The sequence below is a fragment of the Actinomadura sp. HBU206391 genome (genome assembly GCF_014323665.1).
Taxonomy (GTDB): Bacteria; Actinomycetota; Actinomycetes; order Streptosporangiales; family Streptosporangiaceae; genus Actinomadura_C.
Genome location: NZ_JABVEB010000130.1, coordinates 1 through 15,629, shown reverse-complemented (window position 1 = coordinate 15,629; position 15,629 = coordinate 1). Strand labels below are relative to the sequence as shown.

Here is a 15,629-nt window from a genome sequence, read left to right as displayed (position 1 = left end):
GGCCGGCGCAGATTGACCGGTTGGCCTCGCAGGCTCGTGAGGCTTACGCCGCTGGGTCCGCTAGCTTGTCGGAACATGTCCAACTCGCAGCGTCTGGCCGTCGTCCCTACCCCGTTTCTCGTCGAGCACCTGCCCCATGCGACGCTCCCTGAGGACGACGAGTGGATCGCTCTGGTGCGGGCGCCCGAGGGCTTGACCGTGATCAGAGAGGCCCCGCACTACGCCGAGAACGACCGCTGGTTCGGTTTCTACGGTGGCGGGACCGCGCACGGGCTGGAGGCGACCGGCATGCTGGCGGCACTCGTGGGTCCGCTCGCCGAGGCCCGGATCCCGGTGTTCGCGGCGTCGACGTATCACGCCGACCTGGTGCTGGTGCCAGAGCGGAGGCTGGACGACGCCGTGACCGCCCTCAAGGCCGCCGGACACGAGGTCAGCCGAAACGTTTAGCCGGTCGAACCACCAGTGGAGAACGAGAGATCATCTAGCCGAAGCGGCGCCCACGGAGAGTTACACCGCAGGGCAGCGCGGTAGCGCCGCTCCGCGATGAGAGGACGTCCCCCGCAAAGCACAGCCGCGGCCTGCAAGGGTCACGCCATGTCTCTTCAGGAAATAGTCCTTCCGTGAAGAGATCTGGTTTCCGAGTGCACGTAGGCAGGCGGTGAGGTGGTGGTCATCTGATCTCCCACAGCCGGGCGGTGTTGTCCCAACTGCCGGTGGCGAGGGTTTTGCCGTCCGGGCTGAACGCCACCGAGGAGACCGGGTTGGTGTGGCCGGTGAGGGTGGCGGTGTTGTGGCCGTTGGCCACACCCCACAATCGGGCGGTGTTGTCGTGGCTGCTAGTGGCGAGGGTTTTGCCGTCCGGGCTGAACGCTACCGAAGAGACCCAGTCGGTGTGGCCGGTGAAGCTAACGGTGTTGTGGCCGGTGGCCACATCCCACAGCCGGGCAGTGTTGTCCCAGCCGCCGGTGGCGAGGGTCTTGCCGTCCGGGCTGAACGCCACCGAAGAGACCCGGTCGGTGTGGCCGGTGAAGCTAACGGTGTTGTGGCCGGTGGCCACATCCCACAGTCGGGCGGTGTTGTCGTTACTGGCGGTGGCGAGGGTTTTGCCGTCCGGGCTGAACGCCACCGAAGAGACCCGGTTGGTCCGGCCGGTGAGGGTGGCCGTCTTGCGGCCGGTGGCCACATCCCACAGCCGGGCGGTGTTGTCGTGGCTGCCGGTGGCGAGGGTTTTGCCGTCCGGGCTGAACACCACCGAAGAGACCCAGTCGGTGTGGCCGGTGAGGGTGCCCGCGTCACGGCCGGTGGCCACGCCCCACAATCGGGCGGTGCTGTCGTTACTGGCGGTGGCGAGGGTTCTGCCGTCCGGGCTGAACGCCACCGAAGAGACCGGGTTGGTGTGGCCGGTGAGGGTGGCGGTGTTGCGGCCGGTGGCCACATCCCACAATCGGGCGGTGCTGTCGTTACTGGCGGTGGCGAGGGTTTTGCCGTCCGGGCTGAACGCCACCGAAGAGACGTCGTCGGTGTGACCGGCGAGGGTGATGTGGGGGCTGGATTCGGTGTCTAGCAGCAGCCATGCCGCGGGGACGCCGGCGAGGGCGGCTGTTCCGAGACCGCCGAAGAGAACGGTGCGGCGCCGGATCCGGACCGGGGCGGGCGGGGACGTCATCGCTGTCGCGGTGGTGGCCTGCTCTGGTCGTGGTGCGACCGGCCGTACACGCAGGGGCGGTGTCCGGTCCGCCGCAGGCGTGTCCGGGGTGTCGGTCACCTCTGCTGGAGGCGGCCGGCTCCCTCGCTCCTGATGCGGCTCGTCAGGGAAGTGGCGTAGGCGCTCGGCGACGGACGCGGCGTCCTGGGGCCGGTCATCGGGTCGTTTGGCCAGCAGGTCCAGCACCAGCGTGTCGAGATGGTCGGGGATCTGCGGGTGCAACGATTTCGGTGGCGCTGGGGGCTGGTCGAGGTGCTGGTAGAGGATCGCGGCGACACCGGAGCTGGTCTCCACCCAGGTGGTGCCGGTGAGCAGTTCGTACAGGACGCAGCCGAGGGCGTACAGGTCGGTGCGGTGGTCCACCTTCCGGCCCTGGATCTGCTCCGGCGCCATGTACAGGGGGGTCCCCGCCGATGAGCCGGTGGCGGTGATCTTTGTGGCGTCGGCGAGGCGGGCGATCCCGAAGTCGCAGATCTTCACCCGGCCCTCCTCCAGCAGGAACAGGTTGGCCGGTTTGATGTCACGGTGCACCACGCCACGGCGGTGGGCGGCGGCGAGCGCATCGGTGACCTGCACGGCCAACTCCTTCACCTGCTCGATCGGCAGGCCCTTGGGACTGGCGGTGAGTAGGTGGCGCAGGTCGCGGCCGACCATCAGCTCCATCACCAGAAACAGCCAGCGCTCGTCCCCAACCCGGTGTTCGTCGATGTCGAACACCGTGGTGATACCCGGATGGTCCAACGTCGCGGCGATCTCGGCCTCCCGCCGAAATCGGGCCACCCCGGTCGGCTCCGCCGCGATCGTCAACGGAAGGATCTTGACAGCGACCGGACGGCGCAGCCGCAGATCGACCGCGCGCCACACCTCGCCCATCCCGCCCCGGCCCAGCGGCTCCTCCAGCCAGTACCGGCCGGCCAGTTTCACCTTCCGCTGCACCGTCACCTCCAGCCCTGCCCACACCCAAGGAAAGATCACCAACCGCTACATTCCATCAGGGATGCGCGGCTAGGATCCAGGTTTCCCCTTCCGTGAACTGAATCGCGCAGAGACGAGCCACCGGCCTCAATGGTGCTCGTTCTCGCGAACGAAGCCATCAATGCCTGCCCCGTCATCTCCAGACCGTCGGCTCATGGTGTCCTGGGCCGCGGTCACAACTTCTCGAAGTCGGCCGTAGACCGGATCGTCGACCGGGTCGGGCCGCGAGGTTTCGCCAGGGCACTGTCTTGACTGCGCTCGAAGGGCTCGCTCCGGTTCATCCCGGGGCCCTTCTCTTTTGGGCGCTGACCTGGGCCGTTGCCCGTCGTCTCATCCCGCGTATATCCCGTGACCACCGGCTGAGGACTGCTGCGGGTGACATCCGGCTGCACACGTGCGAAACCCCGGCGACCTATGTTCTGGCTGGTCAGCCGGGGTTTCTGGTGGTCATCTGGGGTGCCCCCGGCAGGAATCGAACCTGCGGCACACGGTTCAGGAACGGTTTGCCGTGTAGGGCCTTGACCTGCGCACTCTCGCAAGTATCGGAGGCTATGCCCACGCCCTGCCCTCTTTCTCGACTCGGCAGCGCGCACACGCAGCCTTTTTCATCCTGCGGCTGCGTGGATCTCGCGGTCTTGAAGGACGTGGCCGGCCCTGGCGAGCCGCTCGGCCATGTGCGGGCGGCAGCAAAGTTTGCGCAGAATACGCCGGGTCTCCAGTTGCGCGACCGCGCATGCACCGGGCCTGTGCAGCCTCGCGTGACAGCGGCGTGCGCTGGTCAGCACGGCTCGAGCACGCAGGCTCGATGTTGGGAACGCTGCGATTGTGACGATGGTCACAGCAAGGTAATGAACCGATCTTTCCGGCTTCGCGTGTCTAGGGGGCAGAGCTAGCTCTCCGAAACCGACCCGCCCCGAGGTAGAGGAGGCACAAGCGTTGAGTACGACACTGCGCACGATGCGCAGGCTGGGTGCGGTACTGCTGGCCGGTACGCTCCTGCTTGCCGGCTCGCCCGCCGCCGCGCAGGCGGCGACTGCCGAGCGCCTCGCCACTCCCACCCTGCACAGCGCGACCATCGACCGCACGCCCCCTGAGAGCGCACCCGGCAGCGTCGCCATCATCACCTTGAAGTTCACCGCTCCGTTGCCCGCGAACTTCACGATGCCCCCGGACTACGCCGTGTGGGCCGAAGACAGGGTGGTGGCAATGACGAGTTTCCCGCACAACGTCGATCCGCAGAATGGATTCATGACCGTCGAAATGTGCGAGGGTCCGGACGGCAGCACCGGCTCGTGCAATCTGTGGGCTGGCGACCCGCCACGGCCGATCCCCATGACCGGCGACGAGACCTTCACTATCACTCAGCACGCATTGGGCTTTGAGGGCTCGGCGCACAGCAACGGCCTCGTCCCCACCGAAGTGGACTAGCCATCCTCGTCCACCACTCCGAATGAGTTAGTCAGCCCGAGTGTCGGCGTGGTCCACATGCGGGAACGCTCTCGCGCGACGACGCCGACCCTCCGGCGAACACCCAATCCCCATGTCGATGTCGTCTACAAGCTGCCACGCAGCGCCCGGAACGCTTTCTACAGCCTTTTCATCCTGGATAGTGGTCACTCTCGATGTGGTGCGGGAATCATCACGCTGGTGCTGGTCAGCGCGTGGAGTAGGCCGTGAGATCGGGCAGCGGTCAGATCGTGAGTCGGACGTACTCACAGATCCTCGACGGCTCCGACAACACATGGTTCGAGCGCATCGACCAGGTGCTTGGCAACGAACGGGCCGATTGACGCGCGGTGGGCAGCCTGCCTGCGACCGTGCCCACGCCCTGCCCACAGACAGTGGCTCACAGCGGCAACGAGCGGCACCTGGCTGCACACAAGAAGACCCTACCGTCCGGCGTTTCCGCTGGTTAGGTAGGGTCTTCGCTGCTCGTGGAGGGTGCCCCCGGCAGGAATCGAACCTGCGGCACACGGTTTAGGAATCCAGTGATGCTTCTTATTGGATTAGCCTGTTGACCTGGGCGAACTAATCTCGGGAGGGCTATCTCCGAGCTGGTCATCCCGTGAATATCCCGTGGTGGGCCTGCTTGATGTGACACCAACATCAGCTGACGCAAGCCCTAGTGGAGTTGCATGCACGGGCTGTGTCGTAGCACCCCTCTGCGAGCATAACCAGATGCAGCGCATGCCATATTCTGAGAAGCTCTCAGAGTGCTGCTACGACTATTGCCGGGCGCCACGCCGGCATCCGTCCTCGAACCCCTCCAGCGGACGCGTACCGACGTTGGCAACCTCAGTACCGGCCATTTCGGCGGGCCCGTCGACCGCCGTGAGGCGTACCTCCACTGGGCAAACGAATCCGTCCGTGCCCTTCGAAGCGCTCTACCGTCCGCCGAACAAAACCGGCTCATCATGACGTCCGCGTTCTGGCACATCCAGTCGATGGCTACGCCGCTCGCAAACGCGACGACCAGCACTATTAACACTGAGGTGCAAGCCCGTAAGACCGAGTTGGACGCGCTCTACATCGCGCTCCAGGATCAGATTTCCCGGTGGGAGTCAGTCCGGATCGCTATCCCCGACACGTCCATGTTCATCCGCCACGACAAGGTGGAGGAGTGGGATCTGGCGCCACTGCTCCAACTGGCCGAAGGCGAGCCTCTGCACATTGTCATCCCGATGGCTGTGGTCGACGAGCTCGACCGGCTCAAGGAGGCGTCCAAGAAGGAGACCCGGTGGCGGGCCCGCTACAGCACGGCTGTATTGGATCGTGTTCTGCCCGACCCGACACAGACAGGGGTACTTCGCGAGCAAGGGTACGAACCTGGGCGGGGATGCGTAACCGTCGAGGTGCTCCTTGATCCGCCCGGCCATGTCCGTCTTCCGGGCGACGACGACGAGATTGTGGATCAGGCTTACTCGGTCAACGGACTGGCAACACAGCCCGTTACGGTGCTGACCTACGACACCGGCCAGTCGATGCGAGCGCGGGCCCGGACCCTCTCCTGCAAGAAACTTCCTGATCCGCCCCACGGAGAGGAACCCAACAGTAACTAGGTACGGATGGTGCAAGATCCATCGGTCCGGAGCGCTCGTCCGCACGGATGTCGCGACGCGGTGACAGAGCAGGGCGCGCGGGCAAGTGCTCCGGCTCACGAGGGCCCGGCTGCGGGCCCCCAGTGGAGCGCTCGATTATCCGTCGTACGCATGCTGTCAGCTCGGGAAGCAGACCGTTCCCGGCCGTCACGGGCGCTGACCTGCTCGACGATCGCTCCCTGAGTGACCGCTGCTGCCCCTTGATCACCGACCTTAATGGCACGTTAATGGCACGGCGGCAACCGCGCTGACCTGTTCATTCCGAGCGAAGCGGGAAAGATCCACGGCCGTCCACGGTTGGCTGATGACCTGCTGCGGAACCCTCGCACGGTGCACCGTGATCCGGCCCGTCCCGATCCGCCGCTAGCACCACCGTTAGCAAGCCAGGCTACACAGCGTCTTCTGCGACAAGCGGAGCCGGGGGATCTAGACCGGCCACGGGCCAGTCGGGGGCGGGAGGCCTGTCCAATCCGACATTGCCGCCTGCGATGGCGCCAACGGCGTAGCATTCCTGCATGCCGATAAGTGATCGCACACGCAAGATTCTCTGGGTCAAAGCAGGGGGTCGGTGCTCGATGTGCAAAGTGCAGCTTATTACCGAGGGCACGGAGAGCGATGACCCCTCCGTCTTTGGCGAGGAGGCGCATATTGTCGGGAAGTCGGTAAACGGCCCGCGCGGCGGGGTGGTCGAGAGAGTCAATTCCCATGAAAACTTGATCCTGCTCTGCAGGAGACACCACAAACAGATCGACGACCAGGTGAACTATTACACGACGGAACACTTGAAGGCGATCAAATCAACTCACGAAGAATGGATATCGTCCTTTGACGATGCACACGACAAAGAGCCCTCCACCTCCGCGAGAATTCAACAGGACTTCCCGGGCACCTTCATTAACTCGAACAAAGAGATAATACTAGCGAGCCTCGCTGAGGCACAGCGGAACCTCGTCTCGGACGACGACCTGCTACGAGGCAATGCGCTAGACAGTCTGAGCGACATTGGCAACCACTATCCAGAGGCCCGCCAACGTGCGATCAACATGATCTGCCGCGCAATGCGTGCCGACCGCCTTGGATCGATGCAGCTTGAAGCTCAAAACTTCCTTTTCGACCATCTATGCGCAGAAGGGGAAGCTTTCTGGCCTACTATTAACATAGACTTGAAAGGTGCACGACTCGTTGATTTCTATTTTCGTGGCTGCCAAGTATGTGATGCGTCCTTCGATGGAGCTCACTTCCTGGGAGATGCGTCCTTCGTGGACTGCGACTTCGAAACAATCACAAGCTTCCAACAAACACACTTTGAGAAATATGTCAGCTTCGGTAGGTCAAAATTTTACGGAGGTCCCTTTTTCGCCGGGAGTATATTCAGAGGAGGTGCCAGCTTCGCTTCCACTGCTATAGAGTACGGGGAATTCGGCGATTCGACATTCTGCGACGACACGACCTTTGAAAATGCAACCTTTAAGCACGAGGCAGACTTTAGGAAAGCACGCTTCCTAAGCTATGCGGGCTTCATAGCCTGCCGCTTCGGTGATCTACTATTCTTTGACGGAGTTCAAGCAGCGAATGGAATCGACTTCTATGAGGCAGAAGCTACCGACGGCTTCTCGCATGTGAAACTTGAACGCCTCGCCGAGAAATACCCTTACTAAAGCAGCACGATGCCTAGGCAGGCCATCGCTTCCCGCGTGTGCCCACGACGATCCATAGCGTAGTGATCACTCACCTCAGCAGTGCGTAGCCGTCCACGATGGGTTGCTGGGAGTCTTTTGCGGTTGGCGACGGGCAATGCTCGGCTGAGTGGCGACTGCTGAGAGGGTTACCCAAGTGCCCGCTGGCAGCGCTGCAGACGTTTCTCTAGACGCTCTCGCGTGCTGGCCATCTCGGGAGGCTGCTGCAGCGCTTGTGTGAGTGCGGCGGCGGCCTCGGCGTACAGACCTTGCTTGACGAGCCAGATGCTGAGCCGGTCGGCCATTTTGGAGTCGGTGCTACCTGCAATGATGGCTTCCCTGTAGGCGGCGATGGCAGCGTCCTGGTCACCAGCTTTTTCCGCGCGTCGCCCTGCGTCAGCGGAAAGAAGCGCAATGGTGCCGTGGTCCTGCTGGGTAATAGCCAAGTTCTTCAGCGTGGCGCGTAGTCGCGTTCCACCATGGGTGCTGAGGTTTCCGTGGCGGTCAATACCATAGGAGACGGCAAGGAGATGCTCTGCAATAGTCGGCCGGACCTGCAATGGCACGCGTTGGTAAAGGTTCACCAGCATGGGAACGTGTGGTGCTGAGCAGACGTACTCAAAGAGTTCTGACCATGCGTCGGTGTTGCCGCTGTCGGATTGCAGGCAGTTGATGTAGGCGGTCAGTGTGTCGTCGCGTCTGCCCTTCTGGAAGCGCGTGCATCGGGCGAGGGTGAGCCATGCGTCTGCCACTTGCGGGTCAGACGTACGCTCCATCTGGCGGATGATCTTCTTGACCGTGTATTCCAGTCGTGGCCATATGCCGGCGGGACGTTCGTCTGACCGGGTGTCGGTTGCTGCTGAGCACTCGACCATGGCTACCACGAGGGTCTGACGTGCGGCGTCGTGGCGGCCTTGAAGAGGCGGTGAGGGTTGGTCGAGTTGGCTAAGGAGCCTCTCGACTGTCTTGGCCAGTTCGGGTTCGTGGCTGAACAGGGCAGGTGGGAGGCCCAGAGGGTGGGGATCGAGTAGAAGCAGGGCTTGTTTGCCACCGAAGTTCTCGTAGAACTCCGCTGGGCAAGAGGGCAGTTGTCCTCCTCGGGAGGCTGCGAAGTTCAGCACCGCCCTATGTACTTGGTTGCTGATCTCCTTAGCGAGGTAACCCACCAGATATGTCTGTACATAAACGGCCACCGCGTCGGGGTACTTGGAAGCTGGCGGTTCCGGCACCAGCACGGCGGCCCGTACGCCGTTTGTTCCCGGGTCGGTTGCGGCAGCGCTGACCGATTCCCGGCGGTGAGCCTCTCCCCCGACCTCGACCTCGATGTCTCCGGGCAACCACGCTGGTGCAGCGACCAGGTGAGGCAGGCGCTCAGGCGTCGTTTCCACGGGGTTCACCACAGGCCACGAAGACGGAGTGACATGCCGACTGGTAACCCTACCTCGCGGGGCGTTTGTCGGCCTATCAGTGATCTCGATTGCCCTGCCGGCTGTAGCGGCGTCGTAGGGCACGGTGGACGGATCGATTCCAGACGACTGGTTGACCTCTACAACGTGCTGCAGCCACGCGTAGAGTTGATGGAACTCCTCGCGCCTCTTCCACACAAAGAGCACAGTGTCCGGGTCGGCGGCGGCGTTCGCGCTCGTGATCTTCTTTGGTTCGACACCAGCGAGGCCGAGCTGTAGGTATCCGTTAACGAGGCGTCCGGCATCCTTGAAACGGATATCGGAAAGGGCTTGGAACGGGATACGCCGGGTCCCCTCCCCAAGGCCAGAGACCCTGGCTTTAACTCCGCGGCGGATCAGAAGTAGCGCCTGGTCGTCGAGGACGATTCGTCCGTTATAACCTTCATACTCCGCCATAGCCGTCAGTATGGCTCAGCCAACGCAGCCGTGAGTACTTCTTGCGACTCGCTCTGTCCGTGGCCAGATGTGGCACGCACGCTGAAGGCTGTAAAACCGTCGGCTCAGCCTACGTTGGTTCGAACCCAACACCCGCCACACCACATGGAACGGCCCCTGACCTGGGCAGACCAGGCAGGGGCCGTTCTGCATTTCGTCCCATGAGTCCCCGTGGACACCCGCGTGTCACTGCCTCTCCGGGCATGCTCTGGGCACGATCGCAGGGCAGCAGGACCAGACTTATCCGGTGGCAACCCTGACCCGTACCGCAGGGCCGGCCACGGCCCGAGGAACGGAAGCGAGGGCGGCAGCGAGAGCCCCGGCCCTGGACGCTGCCCAGCCACCCACGGCGATCGCCTTGAACATCAGTTTGGCGAATCACTGTCGGTGACCCTCAGTGTCGCTGACCGGTACCGAGGCGGTAGCTTTCGGTAGTGCTCGTCCACGCCCGTGATCGTCCGTCCTAACTGGCACGGCCGATGGTTTTACAGAGGGTCGATGATCGCATCTGCGCTCACCTGCTGACCCGCGCTAAGGCCGCGCACCCGTCCGTGAGCGCTGCCGGCTATCCCGCGTAGATCCGTGAGCCATGTGGATGTGTCCAGCCAGCGAAGCGTTACCTCCTGCCTGCAAAACCACAAGCATCGCCCTCAAGATTCCGTGACCATCTCCGGCCATAAGGGCGTTCTTCGCTGATTCCACCCATACGCTGACATTCAGCAGCGGCCCGCAGCTGCGGGTCAAGGGTCGGCTTAGCCGATCGCGTAGCGACGCCGTAGGTGCTCTTGACGCGGTCCGCGACACCGGGGACTTGCTGCGTAGAGGAGGACGGGTTCACCGCACTGCTGGGAGGTCCTCGGGCGTAGGTCACCAGCAGCGGCCCAGATCACACCTTGAAGCGCTCGCCTATTGCTACTACACAGATAGATAACGCTCCTGCTATACCCCTTTACGTCCATAGAGTGGCGACGTACCCTACTTTAGACCTCATTGTCCAGCAGGAGGCGAAGTGTCGCAGGCTGAGTTGAATGACGTTGGCACGATTAGGCCAGTATTAGATTCCAACTTCACCGCCTGTATGGAGCAACTACAGGAAGGATATGTTGCTAGTATTGCGGCAACTGTCGGCTGTGGCTTCAACCGCATCGATCGCGATAACTATGGTGTAGATGTCCTACTGGTCCGCCCCCCGCTGGTAGCAACGGACGAAGAGGTGTCGATCTACGCTCAGCTAAAGAACACGACAACGATAAAACCGGACCCGACGAAGGACTTTTTTAGCTATCAATTCAAGAAGCGTGAATATTGGGATCATCTGGCGAAGTTGCGAAAATGGCCAAAAGCTATACTTGTCGTTATGACGACCAGTCCCAAGCAAGCTTCTTGGACAAATGGCAACCACGATCGACTGCAAGTGAAGTACTGCTGCTACTGGCAAAGCTTGGAAGGTCTTTCAGTAGCGGATGGAGTAAAATATCCCACGGTACGAATTCCTACTGCTAACGTCTTCAATGCGGAAGCTCTGACATCAATCCTGGATCGCCTAGACAGAGGAGAGTCCCTTCGTGAGTGATTCGCTGTCTACGCCGAGTCCAGATCAAGTAGATCCAGAGAAGCTTACCGTGCTTCTATCGGATGCAGGATGGCAGCTAGTTGGCGGGCGACGAGGGGCGTACAACCGGTTCTCTCCGCCTGGGCAGCAGTCCAGTGCGCTGTATGGCGGTTTAATAATACCCCTTGATAAAAGCGCGCCTGACTACACGGATCAAATGTCGGTCGCCATCAAAGAACTTGCGTCGCCTCCTCATCGAGAGAATTGGGTCCAGGTTATCGCTCCCCGATTGTCTATCCAAACAACGGATCGCTTTAGCTTCCGCAAGGAGTCGGCGGCACCAAGTGGCCTAATCTCGTGGCCTACCGGCGAGGACCTTATCACATCTGCAAGGCAATCGCTCCTTGCAGGTGCTAAATCGTATTTGGAACCTGCACGCTACTTTGGAAATCGGCTCGGGCAATTTGCGAAACGGTATCTTGAAACATTGCTCATGGGCCAAACCGCGCCAGGCAGCTATGTAGTTACGGCATATGCTCCGACCGACGCTGCCGTGCCGATAAAAGGCGGTCCGCACGACGGCATGAGCTTTGAGGGTGTAAGTGTTGCTACTGGGCGCTATATTAGCGTGTCGGTCTCTAAAGCTCTTGAGGCTACCACGGAGGCAATAGAGCATTACCGAGGCACGGGCTCTTACGCCGCATTCGATGACGGTATAGCTCTCGGCGTTTCCTATGAGATGACTAAAGCGCTTACTGGGATGACCAGCAATTCTGATGGTGCCGATATAACTATCGAATGGGACCCTCTAGCCTCTGGTCCTCAGCCTGGCGAAAGCGTTACGTTTTCATTTAGAGGCAGTGATGCTGAAGTTCTGGAAAAGGTCTCCACTCGCTTGGTCTCTCCGGAAGCGCCTCGCCAGATAAGCGTAATAGGGCGCGTCCATCTGCTTACTAGGAAACAGGCTGGCGGGCCTGGCGTGGTGGGTATTGAGACATTTGGCAGCGTAGAGCCAAGGAAACTTCGGGTACGCATGGATTCATCCGAAGATTATGATCAGGCGGTTCTGGCACATCGTGAAGAATTCGCTGTGACAATGAGTGGAATGCTCACTCGCGAGGGTAATCTGAACTGGCTTTACAATGCTCAACTGGACGGGGTCCTAGGTCCGATCGAAGACCTGATGCAATGGGGCGCACCCGATCCACCTGTCCCCCCGCTAGCGAATCAACCACTTTTTGAAGTGCTCCATACCGAATCGGATGAACTAGGCAATAGCAGCGCTTAGCAAATTATTCGTCGACCGGCGTACGTTGCAATAATGCGTTGCATGGCCCGGTAGCTACACGATGCAATCCTGCGCCGCATAGCTCTCTTTTTGGTTCGGCGACACTGCGCTATTTATTACGAGCCAAACGAGCAACGTCCACACTCGTCCACAGTTGACTGCTGACCTGCCCCGCAACCGTCGCGCGGTCCACCGTCGTCCAGGCCCCTCCAGACCCGCCGTTAGCACCACTGTTAGCAAGTTGGGCCCCACAGAACCCGAATTGCACGGTCCCTATGGGTGGTGGGGCGTTCCTTGCGCCTTGTATGTCCCGGCCACGGCTGGGCCGATGTCGGCCGACAGATAGCTGACAGCCAACGCTACCGCTTCCGCGGCTGTCGTGGTTTCCGCGAGAACGGCTCCCAGCCAGGACTGGCTGACAATGTAACGTCCCCTGCGGGTTGCATGCAGGCACACCGGGTCGGGTGAGAAGGGATACCCGGTGGTGGTCGAGAATCGCAATGTCCAGTGGCTTGTGTAGGGGTACAGCTGCCGTAGCTTCGGCTCGGCTTGGGCGGCTTCGATTAGCGCACGGTATTCCGACCAGTTCGCTTCCTCCGCTTCCTGCCGCATCGTCTGCCACTGCACAGCCACCACGTACGCCGGCCCTTGCTCAGCGGCCTCAGCCAGCCCGGTCAGTTCCACGAACGGCACCAACCGCCGAATATCGCGTAGGCGCACCCCATTCCGCCAGGCCTGAGCTGCCCTAGCCACCTCCGGCAGCGTCCGCGACTTGCCGGTCACCAGCCAGATGCCTTGGCCCCAACCCTTGGTCAACCAGTATCGACTGACGTGCCCGGCGCTGACGATGAGCGCCTCGCGAAGCGGTGTCTCACTCGGGACGCTGGCGTAGAGCAGCGGTTGCCTCTCGTCGGAGACAACATCACCGAGCACGAGTCCTTGCTCCTCGGCTACGTCCTGCAACGCTGCGGCGAGACTGCCCTTGGCGGCCACATCAGGATAGAGCTCGGCCGGATCTGGGAAGGTCGTCATGCCCCTGAGTCTCCCGCACAAGACCGAGCCACCTGATCCGTAGCAAGATCGAAGACGTCCAGGACCGTTCACAAACGTCTGCTGACCTGCTGCTAGATGGCTGGGCCGTCCAGGTCCGTCAGCGGCTATCCAGAGCCGTTGTTAGCAGGAGCGTTAGCAGTACCCGAACGGCGGGAAGCCTGGTGTCCGGTGGCAAGCGGACCCGGAGCGCAGGGCCGGCCACGGCCCGAGCACCGGAAGCCGCGCGGCAGCGATCGCCCCCAGCCATGACGGACCGCCGCCGGCACGGCGATCGTCTTGAGCGTCCGCCGTCTGAGTGACCCTCTCGATGCGAACTATCGGCACTCCTGGTCCTTCACGGTCCTCTCCCACGTGGCGGCGTGTGCTGCTGGAAGGCTGCGTAAGCCGTTGTGTGGGGCTGTTGCTGTATCGCGTGCTGTACAAAAGTTCTCTTGTCCTGCGGCGGCACCCGCCCAATCCGAGGGCAAACGGACCCAGAGCGCAGGGCCGGCCACGGCCCGAGCACCGGCAGCCGCGCGGCAGCGATTGCCCCCGGCCCCGTTCAGGCCTCAACCCCGGCGTGGCGATCGACGGACCTGATTTGGTCGTGGCCGGTGGGTCCGGTTGTAGCCGATGGCCGGATCGTTGGCTCGCAGGACTCGGATGAACTCGCCCTCGACCTTGAGCACCTCGAACCTCGTAGCGTCCGGCAACTCCCAGGGGATCTCCTTACCGATCGTGAAGTCCCGGACTCCTCACGTTAAAGGCGGCGGCGATCAACCGGCTGTCCGCGACGCCATGTGCATTCGAGGCGATTGGTTGAAACAGTGGGCGAAGGGCGTTCAGCCGTTCTAAGGGAATCGCACGGCTACAATGCCAGCGACGTTAGCGGGCATCTCCGCAGCCAAGCTGTCCTCGACGAAGTCGCCGGACATGACCTCCAGGACATACCTGGGCGGAGCGTGGAGTAGAGGGGTGAGCATGTGCTCGAAATAGCTCATTCCCCAGTGGCCGGTGTCGGCTGGCACGCGGCTGAAGACCGGGCCAAGACGGTCATGTGTGCCACCTTGACGCACCTCCGAATCACCTCTGGTTGCGGCGCTAAACTCTCCGAAGCGAACGCGTAGCACGCGGTCGATCATTGAACGGGTAACAGCGCGCGAACCGTCTTGCCGGTTCGTCAGAAACTCTGACAGCTCTGGTGCCAGTTGCTCCTGAATCGCCGGGATGATCAGCGCATCAGTCGTGGACGGTTCCCACAAGTCCTCAAGCGCCACCGACCGCTCATAGGTCGACGCCGCATCGTCCACCACGAGCGCTTCGGCGAGTAGGGCCGGCATCAAGGAGACTGAACGCTTGACGCACTGGAGGCAGCGTCCGCTCCGGTGCCCACTTGTGCGGGGCTCCCAACTCCGATAGTCGCCGGTCCCGAGATAGAGCGCATAGACCGGCAGCAGATCCAAGGTCGCCGCCGCTGACATAAGGGTGGAGCGCTGAGTGCCTGTGCCATCCGGGTAGTTGAAGTCGAACTTCCACTTGCCCCAGCTCACGGTCACGCGCTTAGCCTGGACGAGCATCCCGTACGCGCCGCGGCTGTCCACCCACCACCAGACCCAGTCAGCACCGCTGAGGGCTTCGGCTCGCTGAGTGAAGGGCATGACGGTCATAGCTTTGGCCGCACGGGAGGTCACGACCTCGGTGATCGACGTCTCGCCCCATCGCATACCGGCCTGCTCGCACGCAGCCATGTGGCGCACGGCATGGATGCGCGCCCACCTAAACGCATCCTCGACCGTCGTCATCGAGCCATCGTCCCACGAACGCAGCCGATGGGTGTGGACAGCAGGTTTTGGCGCTCCGGCGCCGCTTGGCCATGGCCAAGGACGGGGAGAGGGTCGATCGGTTCAAATGCCCTCGGCTACGCTCGTTGTATTCACTACTGTCGTCTCAACGCCCCGGACACGATCTTGCCCCAGGGGCGTTTTAACTGATCAGAGAGTGTGGGCAGGGGCAGGGTCGAACCGCCGACCTTCCGCTTTTCAGCGATATCAAAGTCTCTGCCGGGGCGCCGTTGACCGAGGTGGAACGGCTGTGGGCGTGCGGCGTGGCTGGGGTCGCTTGCTGCTGTTGCTGTCACTGTTTCCTAGCGGGCGCCTCCGGGACATCCCACGAAACCGGGAGGCTCACCGCCATGGAACACATCCCCCAAGGATGGCCAAACAGTGATCGAGCTCGCCCAAGCTGGGGATCATGTCCCTGGCCTGGGCCTTCGCTGTGGAGCGGGTGACGGGAATCTAACCCGCGCTATTAGCTTGGGAAGCAGACCGATCTTCACCGCCAGGGTCGTTGACCTGCCCGGGAACATACTCGCGAGTGACCCGTACTGCCCCCTCCTCACCCTG

Annotated in this window: 10 protein-coding genes; 6 read left to right on the top strand and 4 right to left on the bottom strand. The window is 62.1% G+C overall.

All coding sequences use genetic code 11. The features are described 5' to 3' along the window. Positions 1-75: 75 nt before the first annotated feature. Positions 76-447 carry an ACT domain-containing protein gene (locus HKK72_RS26810; RefSeq protein WP_187237206.1) on the top strand — a complete coding sequence of 124 codons (372 nt, stop codon included), beginning with the start codon at positions 76-78 and terminating at the stop codon, positions 445-447. Between the two features lie 223 nt (positions 448-670). Here HKK72_RS26810 and HKK72_RS26805 read toward each other — a convergent pair whose 3' ends face one another. Next, complete coding sequence (locus HKK72_RS26805) at positions 671-2,680, bottom strand: WD40 repeat domain-containing serine/threonine protein kinase (RefSeq protein ID WP_187237205.1); 2,010 nt, start codon at positions 2,678-2,680, stop codon at positions 671-673. A gap of 957 nt (positions 2,681-3,637) precedes the next feature. Here HKK72_RS26805 and HKK72_RS26800 point away from each other — a divergent pair. From HKK72_RS26800 to HKK72_RS26790, 3 genes are all read left to right on the top strand, one after another. Further along, on the top strand, positions 3,638-4,108 hold the full coding sequence (locus tag HKK72_RS26800) for a hypothetical protein (protein ID WP_187237204.1): 471 nt from the start codon (positions 3,638-3,640) through the stop codon (positions 4,106-4,108). Between the two features lie 785 nt (positions 4,109-4,893). Further along, a complete protein-coding gene (locus HKK72_RS26795) occupies positions 4,894-5,739 on the top strand; it encodes a PIN domain-containing protein (RefSeq protein ID WP_187237203.1) in 846 nt (281 codons plus the stop codon). Between the two features lie 554 nt (positions 5,740-6,293). Further along, complete coding sequence (locus HKK72_RS26790; RefSeq protein WP_187237202.1) at positions 6,294-7,436, top strand: pentapeptide repeat-containing protein; 1,143 nt, start codon at positions 6,294-6,296, stop codon at positions 7,434-7,436. Positions 7,437-7,603: 167 nt separating this feature from the next. On the opposite strand, the gene HKK72_RS26785 is transcribed toward HKK72_RS26790, so the two are convergent. Further along, on the bottom strand, positions 7,604-9,316 hold the full coding sequence (locus HKK72_RS26785) for a DUF4429 domain-containing protein (RefSeq protein WP_187237201.1): 1,713 nt from the start codon (positions 9,314-9,316) through the stop codon (positions 7,604-7,606). A gap of 1,048 nt (positions 9,317-10,364) precedes the next feature. On the opposite strand from HKK72_RS26785, the gene HKK72_RS26780 reads away from it, so the two are divergent. Both HKK72_RS26780 and HKK72_RS26775 read left to right on the top strand, forming a co-directional pair. Further along, a complete protein-coding gene (locus HKK72_RS26780; RefSeq protein WP_187237200.1) occupies positions 10,365-10,928 on the top strand; it encodes a DUF4365 domain-containing protein in 564 nt (187 codons plus the stop codon). After that, positions 10,921-12,195 carry a hypothetical protein gene (locus tag HKK72_RS26775; protein ID WP_187237199.1) on the top strand — a complete coding sequence of 425 codons (1,275 nt, stop codon included), beginning with the start codon at positions 10,921-10,923 and terminating at the stop codon, positions 12,193-12,195. Before HKK72_RS26780 ends, HKK72_RS26775 begins: the two co-directional genes overlap by 8 nt. Positions 12,196-12,468: 273 nt before the next feature. Here HKK72_RS26775 and HKK72_RS26770 read toward each other — a convergent pair whose 3' ends face one another. Both HKK72_RS26770 and HKK72_RS26765 read right to left on the bottom strand, forming a co-directional pair. Continuing rightward, positions 12,469-13,227 carry a DUF6193 family natural product biosynthesis protein gene (locus HKK72_RS26770; RefSeq protein ID WP_187237198.1) on the bottom strand — a complete coding sequence of 253 codons (759 nt, stop codon included), beginning with the start codon at positions 13,225-13,227 and terminating at the stop codon, positions 12,469-12,471. Between the two features lie 851 nt (positions 13,228-14,078). Further along, a complete protein-coding gene (locus HKK72_RS26765; RefSeq protein ID WP_187237197.1) occupies positions 14,079-15,029 on the bottom strand; it encodes a hypothetical protein in 951 nt (316 codons plus the stop codon). Positions 15,030-15,629 lie beyond the last annotated feature (600 nt).

What these genes read in the sequence shown, in the direction of transcription:
- HKK72_RS26810 (WP_187237206.1), top strand. Translation starts at nt 76, where the DNA reads ATGTCCAACTCGCAGCGTCTGGCCGTCGTCCCTACCCCGTTTCTCGTC.
- HKK72_RS26800 (WP_187237204.1), top strand. Translation starts at nt 3,638, where the DNA reads ATGCGCAGGCTGGGTGCGGTACTGCTGGCCGGTACGCTCCTGCTTGCC.
- HKK72_RS26790 (WP_187237202.1), top strand. Translation starts at nt 6,294, where the DNA reads ATGCCGATAAGTGATCGCACACGCAAGATTCTCTGGGTCAAAGCAGGG.
- HKK72_RS26785 (WP_187237201.1), bottom strand. Translation starts at nt 9,316, where the DNA reads ATGGCGGAGTATGAAGGTTATAACGGACGAATCGTCCTCGACGACCAG.
- HKK72_RS26770 (WP_187237198.1), bottom strand. Translation starts at nt 13,227, where the DNA reads ATGACGACCTTCCCAGATCCGGCCGAGCTCTATCCTGATGTGGCCGCC.
- HKK72_RS26765 (WP_187237197.1), bottom strand. Translation starts at nt 15,029, where the DNA reads ATGACGACGGTCGAGGATGCGTTTAGGTGGGCGCGCATCCATGCCGTG.